At 51.1% G+C, this 13,187-nt stretch carries 20 protein-coding genes; 17 read left to right on the forward strand and 3 right to left on the reverse strand.

Annotated elements, in window-relative coordinates:
• Positions 1-139: 139 nt before the first annotated feature.
• The 3 genes from QWF21_RS04815 to QWF21_RS04825 all read left to right on the forward strand — a co-directional run bounded on the left by QWF21_RS04815 (position 140) and on the right by QWF21_RS04825 (position 1,180).
• The gene (locus QWF21_RS04815; protein WP_330086914.1) at positions 140-424 is read left to right on the forward strand and encodes a type II toxin-antitoxin system TacA family antitoxin; all 285 of its coding nucleotides are present in this window, start codon (positions 140-142) and stop codon (positions 422-424) included.
• Positions 421-699: a type II toxin-antitoxin system RelE/ParE family toxin gene (locus QWF21_RS04820; protein ID WP_330086915.1), complete on the forward strand. Its 279-nt coding sequence runs from the start codon at positions 421-423 to the stop codon at positions 697-699. The genes QWF21_RS04815 and QWF21_RS04820 overlap by 4 nt, the downstream gene beginning before the upstream one ends.
• Positions 700-916: 217 nt before the next feature.
• A complete protein-coding gene (locus tag QWF21_RS04825) occupies positions 917-1,180 on the forward strand; it encodes a hypothetical protein (RefSeq protein ID WP_330086916.1) in 264 nt (87 codons plus the stop codon).
• A 179-nt stretch (positions 1,181-1,359) separates the two neighbouring features.
• On the opposite strand, the gene QWF21_RS04830 is transcribed toward QWF21_RS04825, so the two are convergent.
• Positions 1,360-1,668 (reverse strand): hypothetical protein, encoded by a 309-nt coding sequence (locus QWF21_RS04830; protein ID WP_330086917.1) that lies wholly within the window; start codon positions 1,666-1,668, stop codon positions 1,360-1,362.
• A 256-nt stretch (positions 1,669-1,924) separates the two neighbouring features.
• Here QWF21_RS04830 and QWF21_RS04835 point away from each other — a divergent pair, with 256 nt between their 5' ends.
• The 13 genes from QWF21_RS04835 to QWF21_RS04895 all read left to right on the forward strand — a co-directional run bounded on the left by QWF21_RS04835 (position 1,925) and on the right by QWF21_RS04895 (position 9,188).
• The gene (locus QWF21_RS04835) at positions 1,925-2,266 is read left to right on the forward strand and encodes a hypothetical protein (protein WP_330086918.1); all 342 of its coding nucleotides are present in this window, start codon (positions 1,925-1,927) and stop codon (positions 2,264-2,266) included.
• A complete protein-coding gene (locus tag QWF21_RS04840) occupies positions 2,263-2,523 on the forward strand; it encodes a hypothetical protein (RefSeq protein WP_330086919.1) in 261 nt (86 codons plus the stop codon). The genes QWF21_RS04835 and QWF21_RS04840 overlap by 4 nt, the downstream gene beginning before the upstream one ends.
• On the forward strand, positions 2,520-3,557 hold the full coding sequence (locus QWF21_RS04845; protein WP_330086920.1) for a DNA sulfur modification protein DndB: 1,038 nt from the start codon (positions 2,520-2,522) through the stop codon (positions 3,555-3,557). The genes QWF21_RS04840 and QWF21_RS04845 overlap by 4 nt, the downstream gene beginning before the upstream one ends.
• A 7-nt stretch (positions 3,558-3,564) precedes the next feature.
• Entirely contained in the window at positions 3,565-3,864 is a 300-nt protein-coding gene (locus QWF21_RS04850; protein ID WP_330086921.1) for a hypothetical protein, read from the forward strand.
• Positions 3,861-4,127, forward strand: a complete 267-nt coding sequence (locus QWF21_RS04855) for an eL24 family ribosomal protein (protein ID WP_330086922.1) — start codon at positions 3,861-3,863, stop codon at positions 4,125-4,127. The genes QWF21_RS04850 and QWF21_RS04855 overlap by 4 nt, the downstream gene beginning before the upstream one ends.
• On the forward strand, positions 4,124-4,429 hold the full coding sequence (locus QWF21_RS04860) for a hypothetical protein (RefSeq protein WP_330086923.1): 306 nt from the start codon (positions 4,124-4,126) through the stop codon (positions 4,427-4,429). Before QWF21_RS04855 ends, QWF21_RS04860 begins: the two co-directional genes overlap by 4 nt.
• Positions 4,426-5,250, forward strand: coding sequence for a Dam family site-specific DNA-(adenine-N6)-methyltransferase (locus QWF21_RS04865; protein ID WP_330086924.1), 825 nt, complete (start codon positions 4,426-4,428; stop codon positions 5,248-5,250). The genes QWF21_RS04860 and QWF21_RS04865 overlap by 4 nt, the downstream gene beginning before the upstream one ends.
• 29 nt (positions 5,251-5,279) lie before the next feature.
• Positions 5,280-5,576, forward strand: a complete 297-nt coding sequence (locus QWF21_RS04870; protein WP_330086925.1) for a hypothetical protein — start codon at positions 5,280-5,282, stop codon at positions 5,574-5,576.
• A 190-nt stretch (positions 5,577-5,766) separates the two neighbouring features.
• Positions 5,767-7,746 (forward strand): replication endonuclease, encoded by a 1,980-nt coding sequence (locus QWF21_RS04875; protein ID WP_330086926.1) that lies wholly within the window; start codon positions 5,767-5,769, stop codon positions 7,744-7,746.
• 85 nt (positions 7,747-7,831) lie between these two features.
• The gene (locus QWF21_RS04880; protein WP_330086927.1) at positions 7,832-8,080 is read left to right on the forward strand and encodes an ogr/Delta-like zinc finger family protein; all 249 of its coding nucleotides are present in this window, start codon (positions 7,832-7,834) and stop codon (positions 8,078-8,080) included.
• Between the two features lie 277 nt (positions 8,081-8,357).
• Entirely contained in the window at positions 8,358-8,597 is a 240-nt protein-coding gene (locus QWF21_RS04885; protein ID WP_330086928.1) for a hypothetical protein, read from the forward strand.
• Positions 8,598-8,668: 71 nt separating this feature from the next.
• The gene (locus tag QWF21_RS04890) at positions 8,669-8,941 is read left to right on the forward strand and encodes a BrnT family toxin (RefSeq protein ID WP_330086929.1); all 273 of its coding nucleotides are present in this window, start codon (positions 8,669-8,671) and stop codon (positions 8,939-8,941) included.
• A complete protein-coding gene (locus QWF21_RS04895) occupies positions 8,922-9,188 on the forward strand; it encodes a BrnA antitoxin family protein (protein WP_330086930.1) in 267 nt (88 codons plus the stop codon). The genes QWF21_RS04890 and QWF21_RS04895 overlap by 20 nt, the downstream gene beginning before the upstream one ends.
• 29 nt (positions 9,189-9,217) lie before the next feature.
• On the opposite strand, the gene QWF21_RS04900 is transcribed toward QWF21_RS04895, so the two are convergent.
• Positions 9,218-10,261 (reverse strand): phage portal protein, encoded by a 1,044-nt coding sequence (locus tag QWF21_RS04900; protein ID WP_330086931.1) that lies wholly within the window; start codon positions 10,259-10,261, stop codon positions 9,218-9,220.
• Positions 10,243-12,039: a terminase large subunit domain-containing protein gene (locus QWF21_RS04905; RefSeq protein WP_330086932.1), complete on the reverse strand. Its 1,797-nt coding sequence runs from the start codon at positions 12,037-12,039 to the stop codon at positions 10,243-10,245. Before QWF21_RS04905 ends, QWF21_RS04900 begins: the two co-directional genes overlap by 19 nt.
• Before the next feature lie 199 nt (positions 12,040-12,238).
• Between QWF21_RS04905 and QWF21_RS04910 the strand changes: the two genes are divergently transcribed.
• Positions 12,239-13,156 (forward strand): GPO family capsid scaffolding protein, encoded by a 918-nt coding sequence (locus QWF21_RS04910; RefSeq protein ID WP_330086933.1) that lies wholly within the window; start codon positions 12,239-12,241, stop codon positions 13,154-13,156.
• Positions 13,157-13,187 lie beyond the last annotated feature (31 nt).

Here is a 13,187-nt window from a genome sequence, read left to right on the forward strand (position 1 = left end):
AGGCTACGGAGCCATTGTCGTTAATAAGCCGGCGTCAGTATGAAAACTCTACGCGTTGCGAATCCCTCTTTAACGCTTTGTAGTTGCCCTCGCATAATGTCAGTGCTAACATTTGTGCGTACAAATAAAGGTGCTGATCATGGATTCCAGAATTCAATTTCGTGTAGACGAAGAAATAAAACGCTTAGCTCAGCAAATGGCTGAAAGCCAAGGCCGAACTCTTAGCGATGCTTGTCGTGAGCTCACTGAACAATTGGCAGAACAACAACGCAATGCGTTATCTCACGATGCGTGGCTAACTGAACAAGTAAATCAAGCATTTGAGAAGTTCGACTCAGGAAAAGCGGTGTTCGTTGAACATAACGTAGCTAAAACTCAAATAGCTGAACGTAAAGCTAAAATCCGAAATCGAGGCCATGGATGATTCTCTGGGAAGAAGCCTCCCTTAATGATCGTGAGAAAATTTTCGAATTTCTTTATGGCTTTAATCCAGCTGCAGCTGAAAAAGCTGATGATCTCATCGAAACCAAAGTCGAAAATTTACTTGAGCAGCCACTAATGGGTGTTCAACGAGATGGAATTCGCGGTAGATTACTCATTATCCCAGAAATATCCATGATTGTTTTATATTGGGTTGATGGTTCAAAAATTCGTATAATGCGAGTTCTCCATCAAAAACAGAAATTTCCAGCCGAATAAATATAGTCAACAGCAACTAACAGTTTTTTTTTAGACCTCTCAGAAAGTACAAACATCGGGAACACAGCACAATCCAGCTCGGCAACCCAAGGCATGATTTGCTCTATGGCAGCTACTATCTGTGCAGCACTTAGCCGGAGCCGCTCGAACTTACATTGCCGCTGCAAGAGCTGAGTTTACGGCTAAAAAATATCAGCTGGCGCATAAGGCTGCTTTAGTGGGTGGCGAGCAATCGTTAGAGCGGCTGATTAGAGGCTTCCAGCAGTTGGATCCGGTTACGGGCGGCCAGGGCTTCATTAAAGCCCTTGGCTATGCAGACTTTGCGTTACTTATTACTCCGAATAACGATTTTTACCGCAAAGCGGATTGGTTTAAACAGCGGCTTTCTCAACGCATGAATTATGATGAACTGGTTCAGGCACAGCTGTTCACAGAATCACTGTTGGCTGAAGCAGCAAATGGCTCTGATGGAGAGTTCTGATGAACGAGCGGTGGGTGGCTTGGGCTGATAGCTTATTTAACTTAAACACTCGATTTAACATAATATACAGACTAAGAAGCGGGGTTTTGAAAAACTTGAACTAAAACAGGGGAGTAGGGCGATAATTAAAGCGGTGAAAAGGCAGAATTTACCGCTTCAATTATCACCTTTGGCAAACGCTAAGCAACCATTTTACCCAGCACTTTTGTGTCCATTCGGCCACTTTTCCTGACTTCCTGCCAGAACATTACCAGCGAATCGTTGCCGCGTTTAAATTCGCGTTCAATATGAGCATCAGCCAGCACAGTTAAAGGGTTTAGGTCTAGAAGGTAAGCAATTTTTATTGCTAGGTCATCATCCATACTTACAGGCTTAGCCCTGTATTGGCTCACCCTTGCGGGGCTTTCGCCAAGTTTCTTAGCAAGCTGATAGTCAGATGTCAGTGAATACGCGGTTTTCACCGCGTCCATATATTCGACGGTTTTCACTTTTCGTTCCCCCAAGAACAAGTTTCCATGTGAAGTGTAGGACGATACTCAATGGCCTACAACCATGCAATGCCAATTGATACATCAATGCGCATTGCATATCCTTCTCACACGCTCACTTTCGCCGGTTCCCCCAAGAACAGAAAGCGAAGGCAGCGTACTCCGATGGGTGGCCGGTCATTGGCCGGTCACCCTCTCTCTGTCGGAGGAGAGAGCCACTAACGGCGCGGAGAGAGAAAAAACAGGAGCAAATCGAATGGCTTTTACTAATTCCATGCCTGCTGCGTCCATTGTCACAGCACATAAAGTAACCACTCCAAATGAACGTAAACTGAAGCTGATCGAGCAGATCAGGTTTTTACGCCGCATGAAACGCCACTGCATCAACGACCTGATCGCCAGTGAAGGCTTTGAGCGTGATCTTAAAATTCTCCGCAAACTTTACCGCGACACCCTGCCGGATGATGTGATCCGGGCTCGCTGCGAGCGTCTGAACGACCTACGAAAAAAACTGAACCTGCGCATTGTTGATAACCGCATCAGCTACACCCAAAAAACCACCGAAGCAGCCCATGCGCTGTGTGGGGGTGGGGTATGAGAAAAGAACTGATCCAAACGAATGGTAAATATCACGGCTTTGCAACCATGGTGCTTACGGCAACAGGTTGCGAAGTAATGATTTTTGCTGAATCTCACGATGATTTGCATGATGCATTTTTGCAATTTATTAAAGGTGCACCACTGGCAAATCCGCTTTTTGACATTGAGAAAATAAGGGCCGCAACACTTAGCAAACGAGAAGAAGTGGCCTCAGAAGTAGTGCACCTGTGCGGGTCTGATGGGGGTGGGGTATGAGCAATATGCGTTTTTTCTTTCCAGCTGCAGCTGGCACCCAGGGCAGCCGTCCATTTTACACAGCTTGTGTGCCGTTTGGCATGTTGTCGCGGTTAATGGCTATTGATACCGGTAACGTCATGGACAGAAGCCAGCGCCAGGTAGACACCAAGAGAGCCAACGCCATCAGCAAGTACATTTGCGAGAACGAAGAAAGCTTTGTTCTACCAGCGCTGACCGGTGTTATTGAGGATGAAACCCTAGAATTTATCCCGGCCAGTAAGGGTGCATCTGTTGGTGAACTGAATCTTTCAATGGATGCCACCATAAAACTGTTCGACGGCCAGCACCGTGCAACTGGTATTTTAGAAGCAATTAGCCAACGCAGAACGCTGAAAAGCCAGCAAGTTACCATCCAGCTTTTTGTAAACATGAGCCTTGCCGATAGGCAGCAGGCGTTTAGCGACATTAACAGCAACGCCAAGGCAGTAAGTGCCAGCCTGAACATGACTTACAACAAGAGAGACAACGCGGTAAACGCCATCAAAGAAGAGATCGCCAAAGTAAGCTGCTGGGAAGGCCAGATCGACTACGAAAAAAACGTGGTCGGGAAAAATACCGACAAGCTGTTTACCTACCGCCACGTTGTGCAAGCCAGTCGCCTGCTGCTTGGTATTGGCCCAAAGCAAACGCCGGATCCAATGCTCGTTACCGACATCAGCAAATGGTGGAACTCCATAGCAGAAGCCGTAGCCTGGCAATGGCAGGTCAGAGTTGTGAAAGATGTTGGCCCTGAAAACAGCGTAGCCTTTACCGCTGCAGGCCTTATGACATTAGCCCGTGTTTACCGGCAGCTAACCGATAAATACGGCTGCAAGTATTCGGTTGGAAAATACGCAATCGCGCTCGGTAACATTGATTGGCGTAAGTCGAATGAAATGTGGCTTGGCAACCTGGTTGACGAAAAAGGCAACATGCGATCAGGTACTGCTGGCCAAATCGAAGCCGCTGAACAAATCGTTGAGGCTGTATCAGCCTTTTGCGAAATGATGTGAGGTGGCTATGAACCCAATGCACAAAAACCTGCTTGAAGATATCGGGCAAGAGCAAAACAGAGCCTGCATTGTTGTAGTGCAGAAAAAATTTACCGGGCGGCACGTTGGCAGAAATGCGCAGAAGCCAAAAATTAGTTTTTTTTGCGGATTCAACAAAAAAGGCGCTCTGCAATCGGCTTGGAGTACAGCGGGAGCAAAAATACTAACGCCATACGAAGCCGCAAACATCTGCGGAATCATCCGAAATAAGGGCTATTACTGCCATGTCGCGCATGTGCAGCTAACGCTGTTAGGCGGTGCAGCATGAGTGTTCAGGAAGAAGCAAATGCAATTTGGGTTGTAAAACCACGAAGTAAAGTAATGCATGTAATTCCAAAAATGGAATTTGTTCCGTCATTGTGCGGCATGGTGCCACCAGGCAAGGGCAGGGCTCCGGGGGTATGGTCAGTTGTTGAAGCAGATTATGTATTGAAGGTGTTGGAAGGACAGGAGCGAGTTTATTACACGGTTTGTCCTAAATGTCTGCGCAACCTCAGAAAAATAAAGGAACTAGCAGGAGGTGCAGCGTGAAAAGTGAAGAATACGAGAAGATTTTTGCTAACGCTTTCATTTGGCAGAAAGTGGCAAACAAGGTTAACAAGGAAATTTCCTATCAGAATGCAAAGTGGGGAGTTGACCACGTAAGAAGCCAGACAGTTGAAGGTCATTTGTTGGTGTTGCGTAAAAAGCTGCAGGATGCAGAAGACGGTTGGATGAAAAACTTATCCGGAAGGAATTCTGTTGAAAGTGAATTGATCCAGGTGGTAGCTGTTGCCATGCAGGCATTAGTAAACATTGAGATTAAACGGCTGAATAAGGATGGTGCAGCATGAGCACCGTGATCAATCGCCCTTTCCTAAAATGGGCCGGTGGCAAGGCGAAACTGGCTCACCGCATCGCCCAGGTTCTGCCAAAGGCCAGGTGCCTGGTAGAGCCGTTTGTGGGTGCTGGCTCCATCTTCCTGAATACGGACTATGAGCACTACATTTTAAGCGATATCAACCGCGATCTAATCAATACTTACCAGCAGCTGAAAGACCAGCCGAAGGCATTTATTGCCGATGCAGCGGCTTTCTTTGTGCCGGAAAATAACACGGATTCACGGTTCAGGGAGTTAAAGGAAATATTTAACACGACCGGTGATCAGTACGAAAAAGCCCTGCTGTTTATCTACCTGAACCGGTTTTGCTTCAACGGCCTGTGCCGCTACAACAAAAGCGGCCAGTTCAATGTTTCCTTTGGTAAGTACAAAGCGCCTTACTTCCCAGCCGACGAACTGGCATTTTTTGCCAATAAGCTAAGCCGGGCAGAACTGCATTGCAGGAGTTTTGAAAAGGCGTTTTATCAAATGCCAGACGATTGCGTAATTTACTGCGATCCGCCCTATGTGCCGCTAAGCGAAACCGCCAACTTTACCAGCTATTCATCCGATGGCTTTGGCGTTGCACACCAGCGCTACCTTGCTCGTTTGGCGAGTAACTGGCAAGTGCCGGTGGTTATTTCAAACCACAATACCCAATTCACCCGACAGCTGTACAAAGGGGCAGAGCTGCAATTTTTTGATGTGCAGCGCAGCATTTCCACCAACGGGGAAAAGCGCGAAAAAGCAAAAGAAGTGCTTGCCCTGTTTGCCGATAAGCAGGAGGCAGCATGATAAATCCAGCATCAGTTGACAGGAAAGCAATGGCAAAAAGCTTTGCCAAAGTCGCCGGATTTTGCACCGGTTACCAGTTTTTGATAGTAGACATGATGCGCGAGCAGCGCTTTGTTTTTGCAGAGCTGGCGGCCATTCGGCGTCATGATGATTTTGCCGCCCAAAATACGGCGTTGTGTTTTGAAAAATTGCGGTACTGGTATCAGATGGCCCAGCGGCTTGCAATGCATGACAACTCAGTCAGTAAAGCGCATGTTATTTACCGCATGAACAAAGCCCGCTGCCAAAGGTTTGAACGGAAAGTGATGGGGGTTCGGCTGCCATGAACAGGTACTTTCTGCCTTTAGATCCTGCATGCCCTGAGTGCGGCAAAAGCTGCTATGACAAAGATTTTGATTTTGCCATGTACAGAACATGGTGCCAGAACTGCTTTGATTCCCATGTGCCAACACCCCCGGTTGGTGGTGGCGGATACAATTTGGAAAAGGTTGGAGGAAAGTGGGAGTGGGTGCCGGCATGATGTGGCAACAGCAGGACTTATTCCAAATTTACAACCGAGTGAATCACCCCGATCACTACGATGTAAACTGGATGAAGCGCCGTATTGCGGGCCTGCCATCCCGCATCCGGCAAAAGCTGCAAAAGGTGTTTTACACCGATGCGCTGACACTAACGGCCCGTGAGCGTAATACCAACCTGCGCCACGCTGCCGACCCAATACGCCGCAAGATAAAGCCGCTGTACATGGCGCTGAAACGGTTCAGTTTTGGCTACAAATCCATTGCCACCAAAGAGGCCACCCGCAAAACCGCCGCTGCCATTGCATCGGATATTTACCGCGCACTGGCAGAGCGGGCAGAGTATGCCCAAACCCAGTATCAGCACTACAACGACTGCCTGGCTGATTGCTATTCGTGGATATGCCAGTACAGCCTTGATCATCATCCGGAAGTGCAGCCGCCGTTTTGGAGCAACGAGCAGGAGTTGCCGGAACCGGAGTTCATGGAAGTAGCTTTGCTGAAAATCAAGTGTGATCGCTGGTGGTGCCGCAAGCTGCTGGTAGTGCGTAAGCGATACCTTGAAACGCTGGAAATTGTGGCCGGTAACGTGGGCCAGCAATCACCCTATGCCAGCAAATCGGCGGTTACTGAGTGGGCGCGTGATCAGCAGGCAACCCAGCAGTGGGCGGAATCGGGCGAACTGGTAAACCAAAGCGGCCAGGTAATCAGCCTGGAACAAGCGCTGGCTGCAGGGATGGGTGACCCTGAGAACATGCGTTGCGAGCTGATGAAACGCATATCAGGGCTTGAGGACTACGCCGAAGAAATGCAGCTGCAAGGCCTGTTCTTTACCCTGACGGCCCCGAGCAAATACCACCCGAAGTCAAAGAACTGGAATGGTGCCACACCGAAACAAGCCCAGTCGTATCTGGTTGATGTGTGGGGGCTGGTAAGGGCTGCGCTTGGACGGCGTAATATCAGCTATTTTGGTGTACGGGTAGCGGAACCGCACAAAGACGGCTGCCCACACTGGCACATGCTGATCTGGTGCGAGCCATCCAAAGCAAGGCAGCTGTGCCGCATTGTGAAAAGATACTGGTGCCAGGAAGACCGGCACGAACTGATCGCCCGGTTCAAACACCGCAAAGCCCTGCGCAAGCAATACCGTAAAAAACGCCAGCTGTATGGCTACTTCAAAAAGCTGGGCCAGAAGGTAAAAGCCCCCGCCAAAAGCTACTGGCCTAGCGCACCACGCTTTACAGTCGAAAAGTTAGAAAGCAGCCCCCGCGATGAAAGCGGCAAGCGCCAAGGGGGCGCTGCAGCGTACATTGCCAAGTACATCGCCAAAAACATCAATGCCAAGGGCGTGGAAAGTCTGGTGTGCGAGGAAACCGGCAAGGTGGTTGCCGACATCATCAACCATGTTCAGGCATGGAAAAGCCGCTGGGGGATCCGCCAATTCCAGTTTCAGGGCTGCGACCCAATCACGGTTTACCGCGAACTTAGGCGGGTACGACAAAGCATCGACGCTGAAAAACTGGAGCTGATCCGCCAGGGGGCAGAATCCGAGCTGTTTATTGATTTTATCCGAGCCATGAAGGAGGTCGATTGCGGGCTGGCTTACGAAGTGGAGCCCATGGCGAATCAATACGGGGAAGCCGCCAAGCGGGTGAAAGGGGTAACGGTGGGCAATGTTACCGCCTGGACCCGCTCGGAGAAATGGCAGTTGCGCCGCAAGGCGTGCAGTTCAGTCGGCGCAGCCGACCTATCTTGGACTAGTGGGAATAACTGTACGCCCCGGTCTTTGGGGCACAAATTTGACGCTTTAGGTATCGACGCGGAAGCACTGGCGCTGATGGAACGCGGCTGTACGGTAACGATCGGGGTAGAAAAGTGGAGGATCGGCAGGTTCGGGCAAATCGAACCCGCCCCACACCTGAAGTACGCCAACCCATGGGACGCCAAAAACCCCGATTTCACCCTGATTGAACACTGAGGGATCGCGAATGTTGTTGAAGGACTGGATATGAAGCAAGCACCAATGGCAGCGCTGTTAGCTGCCAGCGAATAAGGGGTATCACATGCGGGTATTATGCACAGTATGCGGCAGCAAAGCCGTGATCGGCAAAACAGACAGGGTAAGCATTGGCTATGCGAACCTGTATTGCTCCTGCACGGATCCGGAGTGCGGCCATACCTTTGTTACCAATGTGTCCTTTAGCCATACACTGAGCCCCTCGGCCAAGACGGCCAGCGAAGTGGTCACCGCGCTGGCCCGTTCGCTGTCACCAGAACAGCGCCGGGCATTGCAACAGGAGCTGGCATTTTAATTTGAATTATTGACACACGCTGAACAAGCGGTCTATGCTTTGGGTGCTGGCCATATTGCCAGCCAGGTTTAGCAGCCTGAAATCCCAAGCGAGCACAGACCGCTCAGAGCGGTTTTTTTGTGCAAACTATCTGCTACCCGTTTTTTGGCGGGCTAGGCAGGGGCACCGCAAGGTGCGCCAGTTTCGTTTGGGCTGGTCTGCTAACCCTGTTTAGTCCGTCACCATATTTAGCAGTGTGGTGCCGGTTTTTCTAAACCCAAACGATAGGTACACCACTATGAATCATACCACCCTGGCCGAAGCCGTATTACTGGATAACGCTGCCGACACCAACCCACAACTGGCCGGTAGCGCCCTTGAAAACACCCTGCAAACCATCGACGTAATAGGCACCCTGCTGCAGGGCCGCGCCGAACCCTTAACCCCCGAACAGCTGGAAGCCGTAGGCCAAACCCTGAAAGAAACCACCATGCTGGCGATGTGCTACTTTATCCGACAGGGCCATAAAGCCCACTGATCTTTTGCTTGCAATCTGCGGTTATTGTTACTACAATAACCGCATAACAACATAAAAGCAGGACGCAAACAGTGCGCATTAGTTACGACCCGGCCAAAAACCAGCGAAACATTCAGGAGCGCCAGTTGTCGTTTGACGATGCGGTTCATTTGGACTGGGCAACCGCCAGAATATGGCAGGATACCCGCAAAGTGTATCCGGAAGTACGGTACATTGCCGTAGGCTATCTGGCTGCCCGCTTGCATGTGTTGTGCTTTGCAGAGACCGCAGACGGGATCCGGGTAATCAGTTTCAGAAAGGCAAACCAACGGGAGCAAAGAGCGTATGAAACAACTGATAGATGATGAAGGCGAAGTGCGTGAATTGACCGAAGAGGATTTGGCGAAATTCAAGCCAGCCGCCGAAGTGCTGCCGGCCAGTTTAATGGCAAAGCTGAACCGGGGCGGGCGTCCGGTGTCCGATAACCCCAAAGTGTCTACCACAGTGAGGTTTGATGCCGAGGTGATCAACGCCTTCAGAGCCACCGGCAAAGGCTGGCAAACCCGCATGAACAACGCCCTGAAAGAGTGGCTGGCAACACACCCGCAGTAAACAACCGCCGCTATGCCGGGGGGTAATGCTTAGCCCCCGGCGCTATCGGTACTCATATCAAACACCAGCCGCACACCGGGCGGCACTTCCGGATCCCGCTCGATGGCATCCACCAGCATCTTAATCAGCGGCCGCGTTTCCGCTTTAAAATACACACTTTCGTACTTAGTCGGGTCACCAAGGCCAGCCGTGTTGGTTGGGATCATGCCACCCAGGCCAGCGGGGAACCGGTGAGCGTTAAACACATCCTGGGCGCTGACGGCTTTCACGTTGAAAAACTCGTCTTTGCTTTCAAAGTTGCCAACAGGGATCAGCTGAATGCCTTTTTCTTTACCACCTGGGATATTCACAAACAGAGATTTAAAGTTGCCCACACCTTTGGAGCTTTGGATTTTCTCGCGGATTTCTTTTTCTACATCCGCGTCCAGGTTCGGATCCGTGGCGTAGAGAATAAAACCCATGTGGGCACCGTTGATGTAATATTTGCGCCGGAACAGGGTTGAATCCTCGTTCAGCAACGCGGCCTGCAAGCCGCCCAGGTAATCGGGGCAGCCATACACCTGTTGCACCGGATCATAAATCCGCACCCAAATCACATCCCGCGCTTTGTATTTTTTTACTTCGCCTTCACGCTGCAGTACCACAGCGCCGCCATCTGCTGATGCCCTGGTGCGATAACTGGGCAACGGAAACAAGCGGATCACTTTACCAAAGCCATTGCGGATTTTAAGCAATGCCAGATCACCAAACTGCACCAGATTTAAAAATGCTGCACCAACCTGCTGGGCGCTCATGCCACCGGATCCGAATCGGGCCGTGGCCATGTTGGCACGGCTTTGCAAAATGCCGCCATGCTGGGCATTACGGCGCGGCAGGTTCGCCAGTAGATGCCTGTCTACCGGGGGTTCCCAGTAGTCGTGCATGTCGTTGTAGAACAGCGAATCATAGTCGGTCAGCCACATGGAGGGCATCACCGTTTCCGGCATGCTAAATACCACCGTTTTCGGTGCTTCAGCTTCGCTGGTTTCAGCCTGTTCGCTGGCCTTGCTGTCAGCTAGTGTTGTATCGACCATGATGATTTCCTTTGGTGTTGGTGGTTAAGGGGTTGGTTAATAACTGCGTGAGAAATGGCAAAGAACACATCAGCATGCCCGGTGGTATTGTCGCGGCTGGCCTTAAAGGTAATGGCCCCGCCCGAATCCGTAGTGGTGCGACGAATAGAAAGACAGCTCATGGCAATGTCTTTGTGGCCGGCATCCCATTCGATGTTGCCAGCTTCAATCAGCTCTACCATTTTCAGCACCAGGCGCGTTTTGCTGTTGACGCTGTAATGAATGGCCGTAGCTTCGCGTGGGTACAAGGTGCTGATGCTGTCGAACACACCGGCACCAATGCCGGTGGTATCCACGCCAATATAGGTAACCCGGTACTTGGCATAAATCTTTTGAATTTCGGCAACGTGGTGGGCAAAGTTCATGCCGCGCCAGTAGTGCTTTTCCAGTATGCGGAATTTCTCGCCGTCTTTTTCTGGCGGAGCTACTACCACAAGAGTGGCATTGTCGCGGGTGCGTGACGGATCATAACCAAGCCATACCTCACGGTTGCCAAAGGGGCGGGGCGCTGCTGGTTTGTGATCCTGCCAGCGGGCCGCGTCCACCATGCAGCGTTCCAGATCGGAAAATTTGAAGATGCTGGCCGCGTCATCCACAAACACACACATAAACAGGTTGGCGAAGTCGTCGGCGTTGTACTCGTCGCGCAGTTCGTCAATGTCGAACAGCTCGCAGCCGCCAGCCAGTGCATCCTGAATGGTCACCACAAAGCGCCATTGCCTATCCGGGCACAGGCGGCCGCCATCGCGCAGCGCATCAAATGCAGGGAACTCGATGTCTTCGCGTTCGGCTTTGCCTTGGCGCCAGTGATCACCTGTCCAGAACGTATAAGCAGGATGTGCTTTGGTGGATGGCGTTGAAAAATACGTTTTCCGCCATTTCTTGTGTGTGGCCATGGCACTGGCCAGCTTGTTCAGCACATCGAACTTGCCGATCCAGAAGTATTCATCAATGTACACGTGGCCGTGGTAACTCTGGGCGGTCTTGCTGTTGGTGCTTAGAAATCGCAGCTCTGCGGCACCGTGCGCCGTATTCAGCACAATGGGGTTGCCGGTCAGCTCGATTTCAAAAAATTCATGGGCAATGGCAATGATGTAACTGCGGAATACTTCGGCCTGGCTGCGCGAGGCGCTAAGGAAAATCTGCGGATCACCGGTCAGCGTGGCTTGCTCGAAGGCTTCCCCGGCAAAGTAGTAAGTGGCACCAATCTGGCGGCTTTTTAAAATGTTGCGGATCCGCTGATGCAAGTTGCTGTGCATCGTTTTCTGGTAGGCAAAAAGCGTATCGTGCCAGGTGGCAAAGTCGTCGGCCGTCAGGTGGCTTACATCGTTCTTTTTACGCCGGCCCTTGCGTTTACCGCCATCGCCATTGCTGCCGTTGGATTGGGTGCTGCCGGATTTGGTACCGCCATGGCTGTCGGTACCATCGGCCACCGCCTGTGCTTTGCGCTCGGCTTCAATCCGCTGTTTTTTCAGTCGTACATGCTGCTGGATAAGCATGTCCAGTTCTTTGATCTGCCCGTTGGTTTTGTCGGCAATATCCGTCAGCAACACTATGCGCCGGGCTATAGCATCGTCTACTTCTTCTTCGCGCAGCAAGTCCCGCCAGCCGTGCTTGTCTGCCCAGTAGTAAATAATACGGTTGTTTGGCAGCCCTAAATCATCGCGGATCTCGTCTGGCGTCCAGCGCTTCAAATACAAGCGTTTTGCAGCTTCGCGGATTTCGGGAGAGTAAGCCATTTTGCAATAACAGAGCCAGGTGAAACCAAAGAATGGCACCAGTGTATTGCCTGGCCTTGATGCGTTAACTAACTAAAATTCTTACCAATTCCTAAATGATAAAAATCGGAATGGCACAGAACAACGCCCAGTGATCAGGCGTTTACAAAGCCGTAAGCTGAAAGCCTCAAAGTGTAATTTCTACTGGCAGAGCAGGCAAATGGCAAAACAAACTGGGTGGGTAATCGCAGCAACCGCAGGCGCAACAATTGACGGGCGCGTCATTACCGAGCAGTGGATTAAAGACATGGCCGAACAGTACTCAACCGAAGAGTACACCGCCATGGTGTGGCCAGAGCATTTTCGTTCATCCTGGGCACCGTTCGACGGTAAGAACTGGGGCACCGTGGATGAAGTGAAAGCCGCCAAAGCCGGTGGGAAATTGCGCTTGTACGTGAAGTTAACCGCCAATGATTACCTGCTGCAGGCCAACAAAGACGGCCAAAAGCTGTTTATGTCCATCGAGCCCAACATTGATTACAAGGGCACTGGCAAAGCCTACCTGACCGGCATTGCCGTAACGGACAGCCCGGCCAGCACCGGAACCACCCGGCTAAAGTTCTCTGTTGGCGAGCAGCTGCACGACCACGAAGTAAGCCAGTTAGAACAACTGCTATTTACCGATTTCATCAACGACAAAGACCAACAAACCACGGCCACGGAAAAGGGCCTGCTTGCCATTTTGCAAGACTTTTTCACATCCAAACAGCCAGCACCGGCAACAGAACCCCCTGAGGACGACACAATGAACAAAGAGCAATTCGATGCCCTGATGGGCAAAATTGGCGGCATTGAAAGCAAGGTTGCCGATCTGGAAACCAAATTCAGCAAAGCGCCGGATGGCGATAAGCCAGCGGATCCGGCCAGCGATAAGCCGGCCGTCAAAGACGACGATAAGCCATCCGACAAGCCATCGGAAACCATCACCGCCGAGCAATTTAGCCAGCTGAATGAAAGCCTGGGTGCCCTGGTTAAAAAAGTGGATGGCCTGGAACAACAGTTCAAGGACATCAGCAAGGAAGTGCCAGGCCAGGAGCCAGACGCAGCCGGAACCGGCGATTCGTTCAGCGTGGTGTAGCGCTGCAGCAGCAGCTTAATGCAACACAACA

The organism is Alkalimonas mucilaginosa (assembly GCF_036327005.1).
GTDB classification, from domain to species: domain Bacteria; phylum Pseudomonadota; class Gammaproteobacteria; order Enterobacterales; family Alteromonadaceae; genus Alkalimonas; species Alkalimonas mucilaginosa.

What these genes read in the sequence shown, in the direction of transcription:
- QWF21_RS04815 (WP_330086914.1), top strand. Translation starts at nt 140, where the DNA reads ATGGATTCCAGAATTCAATTTCGTGTAGACGAAGAAATAAAACGCTTA.
- QWF21_RS04820 (WP_330086915.1), top strand. Translation starts at nt 421, where the DNA reads ATGATTCTCTGGGAAGAAGCCTCCCTTAATGATCGTGAGAAAATTTTC.
- QWF21_RS04835 (WP_330086918.1), top strand. Translation starts at nt 1,925, where the DNA reads ATGGCTTTTACTAATTCCATGCCTGCTGCGTCCATTGTCACAGCACAT.
- QWF21_RS04840 (WP_330086919.1), top strand. Translation starts at nt 2,263, where the DNA reads ATGAGAAAAGAACTGATCCAAACGAATGGTAAATATCACGGCTTTGCA.
- QWF21_RS04845 (WP_330086920.1), top strand. Translation starts at nt 2,520, where the DNA reads ATGAGCAATATGCGTTTTTTCTTTCCAGCTGCAGCTGGCACCCAGGGC.
- QWF21_RS04850 (WP_330086921.1), top strand. Translation starts at nt 3,565, where the DNA reads ATGAACCCAATGCACAAAAACCTGCTTGAAGATATCGGGCAAGAGCAA.
- QWF21_RS04855 (WP_330086922.1), top strand. Translation starts at nt 3,861, where the DNA reads ATGAGTGTTCAGGAAGAAGCAAATGCAATTTGGGTTGTAAAACCACGA.
- QWF21_RS04865 (WP_330086924.1), top strand. Translation starts at nt 4,426, where the DNA reads ATGAGCACCGTGATCAATCGCCCTTTCCTAAAATGGGCCGGTGGCAAG.
- QWF21_RS04870 (WP_330086925.1), top strand. Translation starts at nt 5,280, where the DNA reads ATGGCAAAAAGCTTTGCCAAAGTCGCCGGATTTTGCACCGGTTACCAG.
- QWF21_RS04875 (WP_330086926.1), top strand. Translation starts at nt 5,767, where the DNA reads ATGATGTGGCAACAGCAGGACTTATTCCAAATTTACAACCGAGTGAAT.
- QWF21_RS04880 (WP_330086927.1), top strand. Translation starts at nt 7,832, where the DNA reads ATGCGGGTATTATGCACAGTATGCGGCAGCAAAGCCGTGATCGGCAAA.
- QWF21_RS04885 (WP_330086928.1), top strand. Translation starts at nt 8,358, where the DNA reads ATGAATCATACCACCCTGGCCGAAGCCGTATTACTGGATAACGCTGCC.
- QWF21_RS04895 (WP_330086930.1), top strand. Translation starts at nt 8,922, where the DNA reads ATGAAACAACTGATAGATGATGAAGGCGAAGTGCGTGAATTGACCGAA.
- QWF21_RS04900 (WP_330086931.1), bottom strand. Translation starts at nt 10,261, where the DNA reads ATGGTCGATACAACACTAGCTGACAGCAAGGCCAGCGAACAGGCTGAA.
- QWF21_RS04905 (WP_330086932.1), bottom strand. Translation starts at nt 12,039, where the DNA reads ATGGCTTACTCTCCCGAAATCCGCGAAGCTGCAAAACGCTTGTATTTG.
- QWF21_RS04910 (WP_330086933.1), top strand. Translation starts at nt 12,239, where the DNA reads ATGGCAAAACAAACTGGGTGGGTAATCGCAGCAACCGCAGGCGCAACA.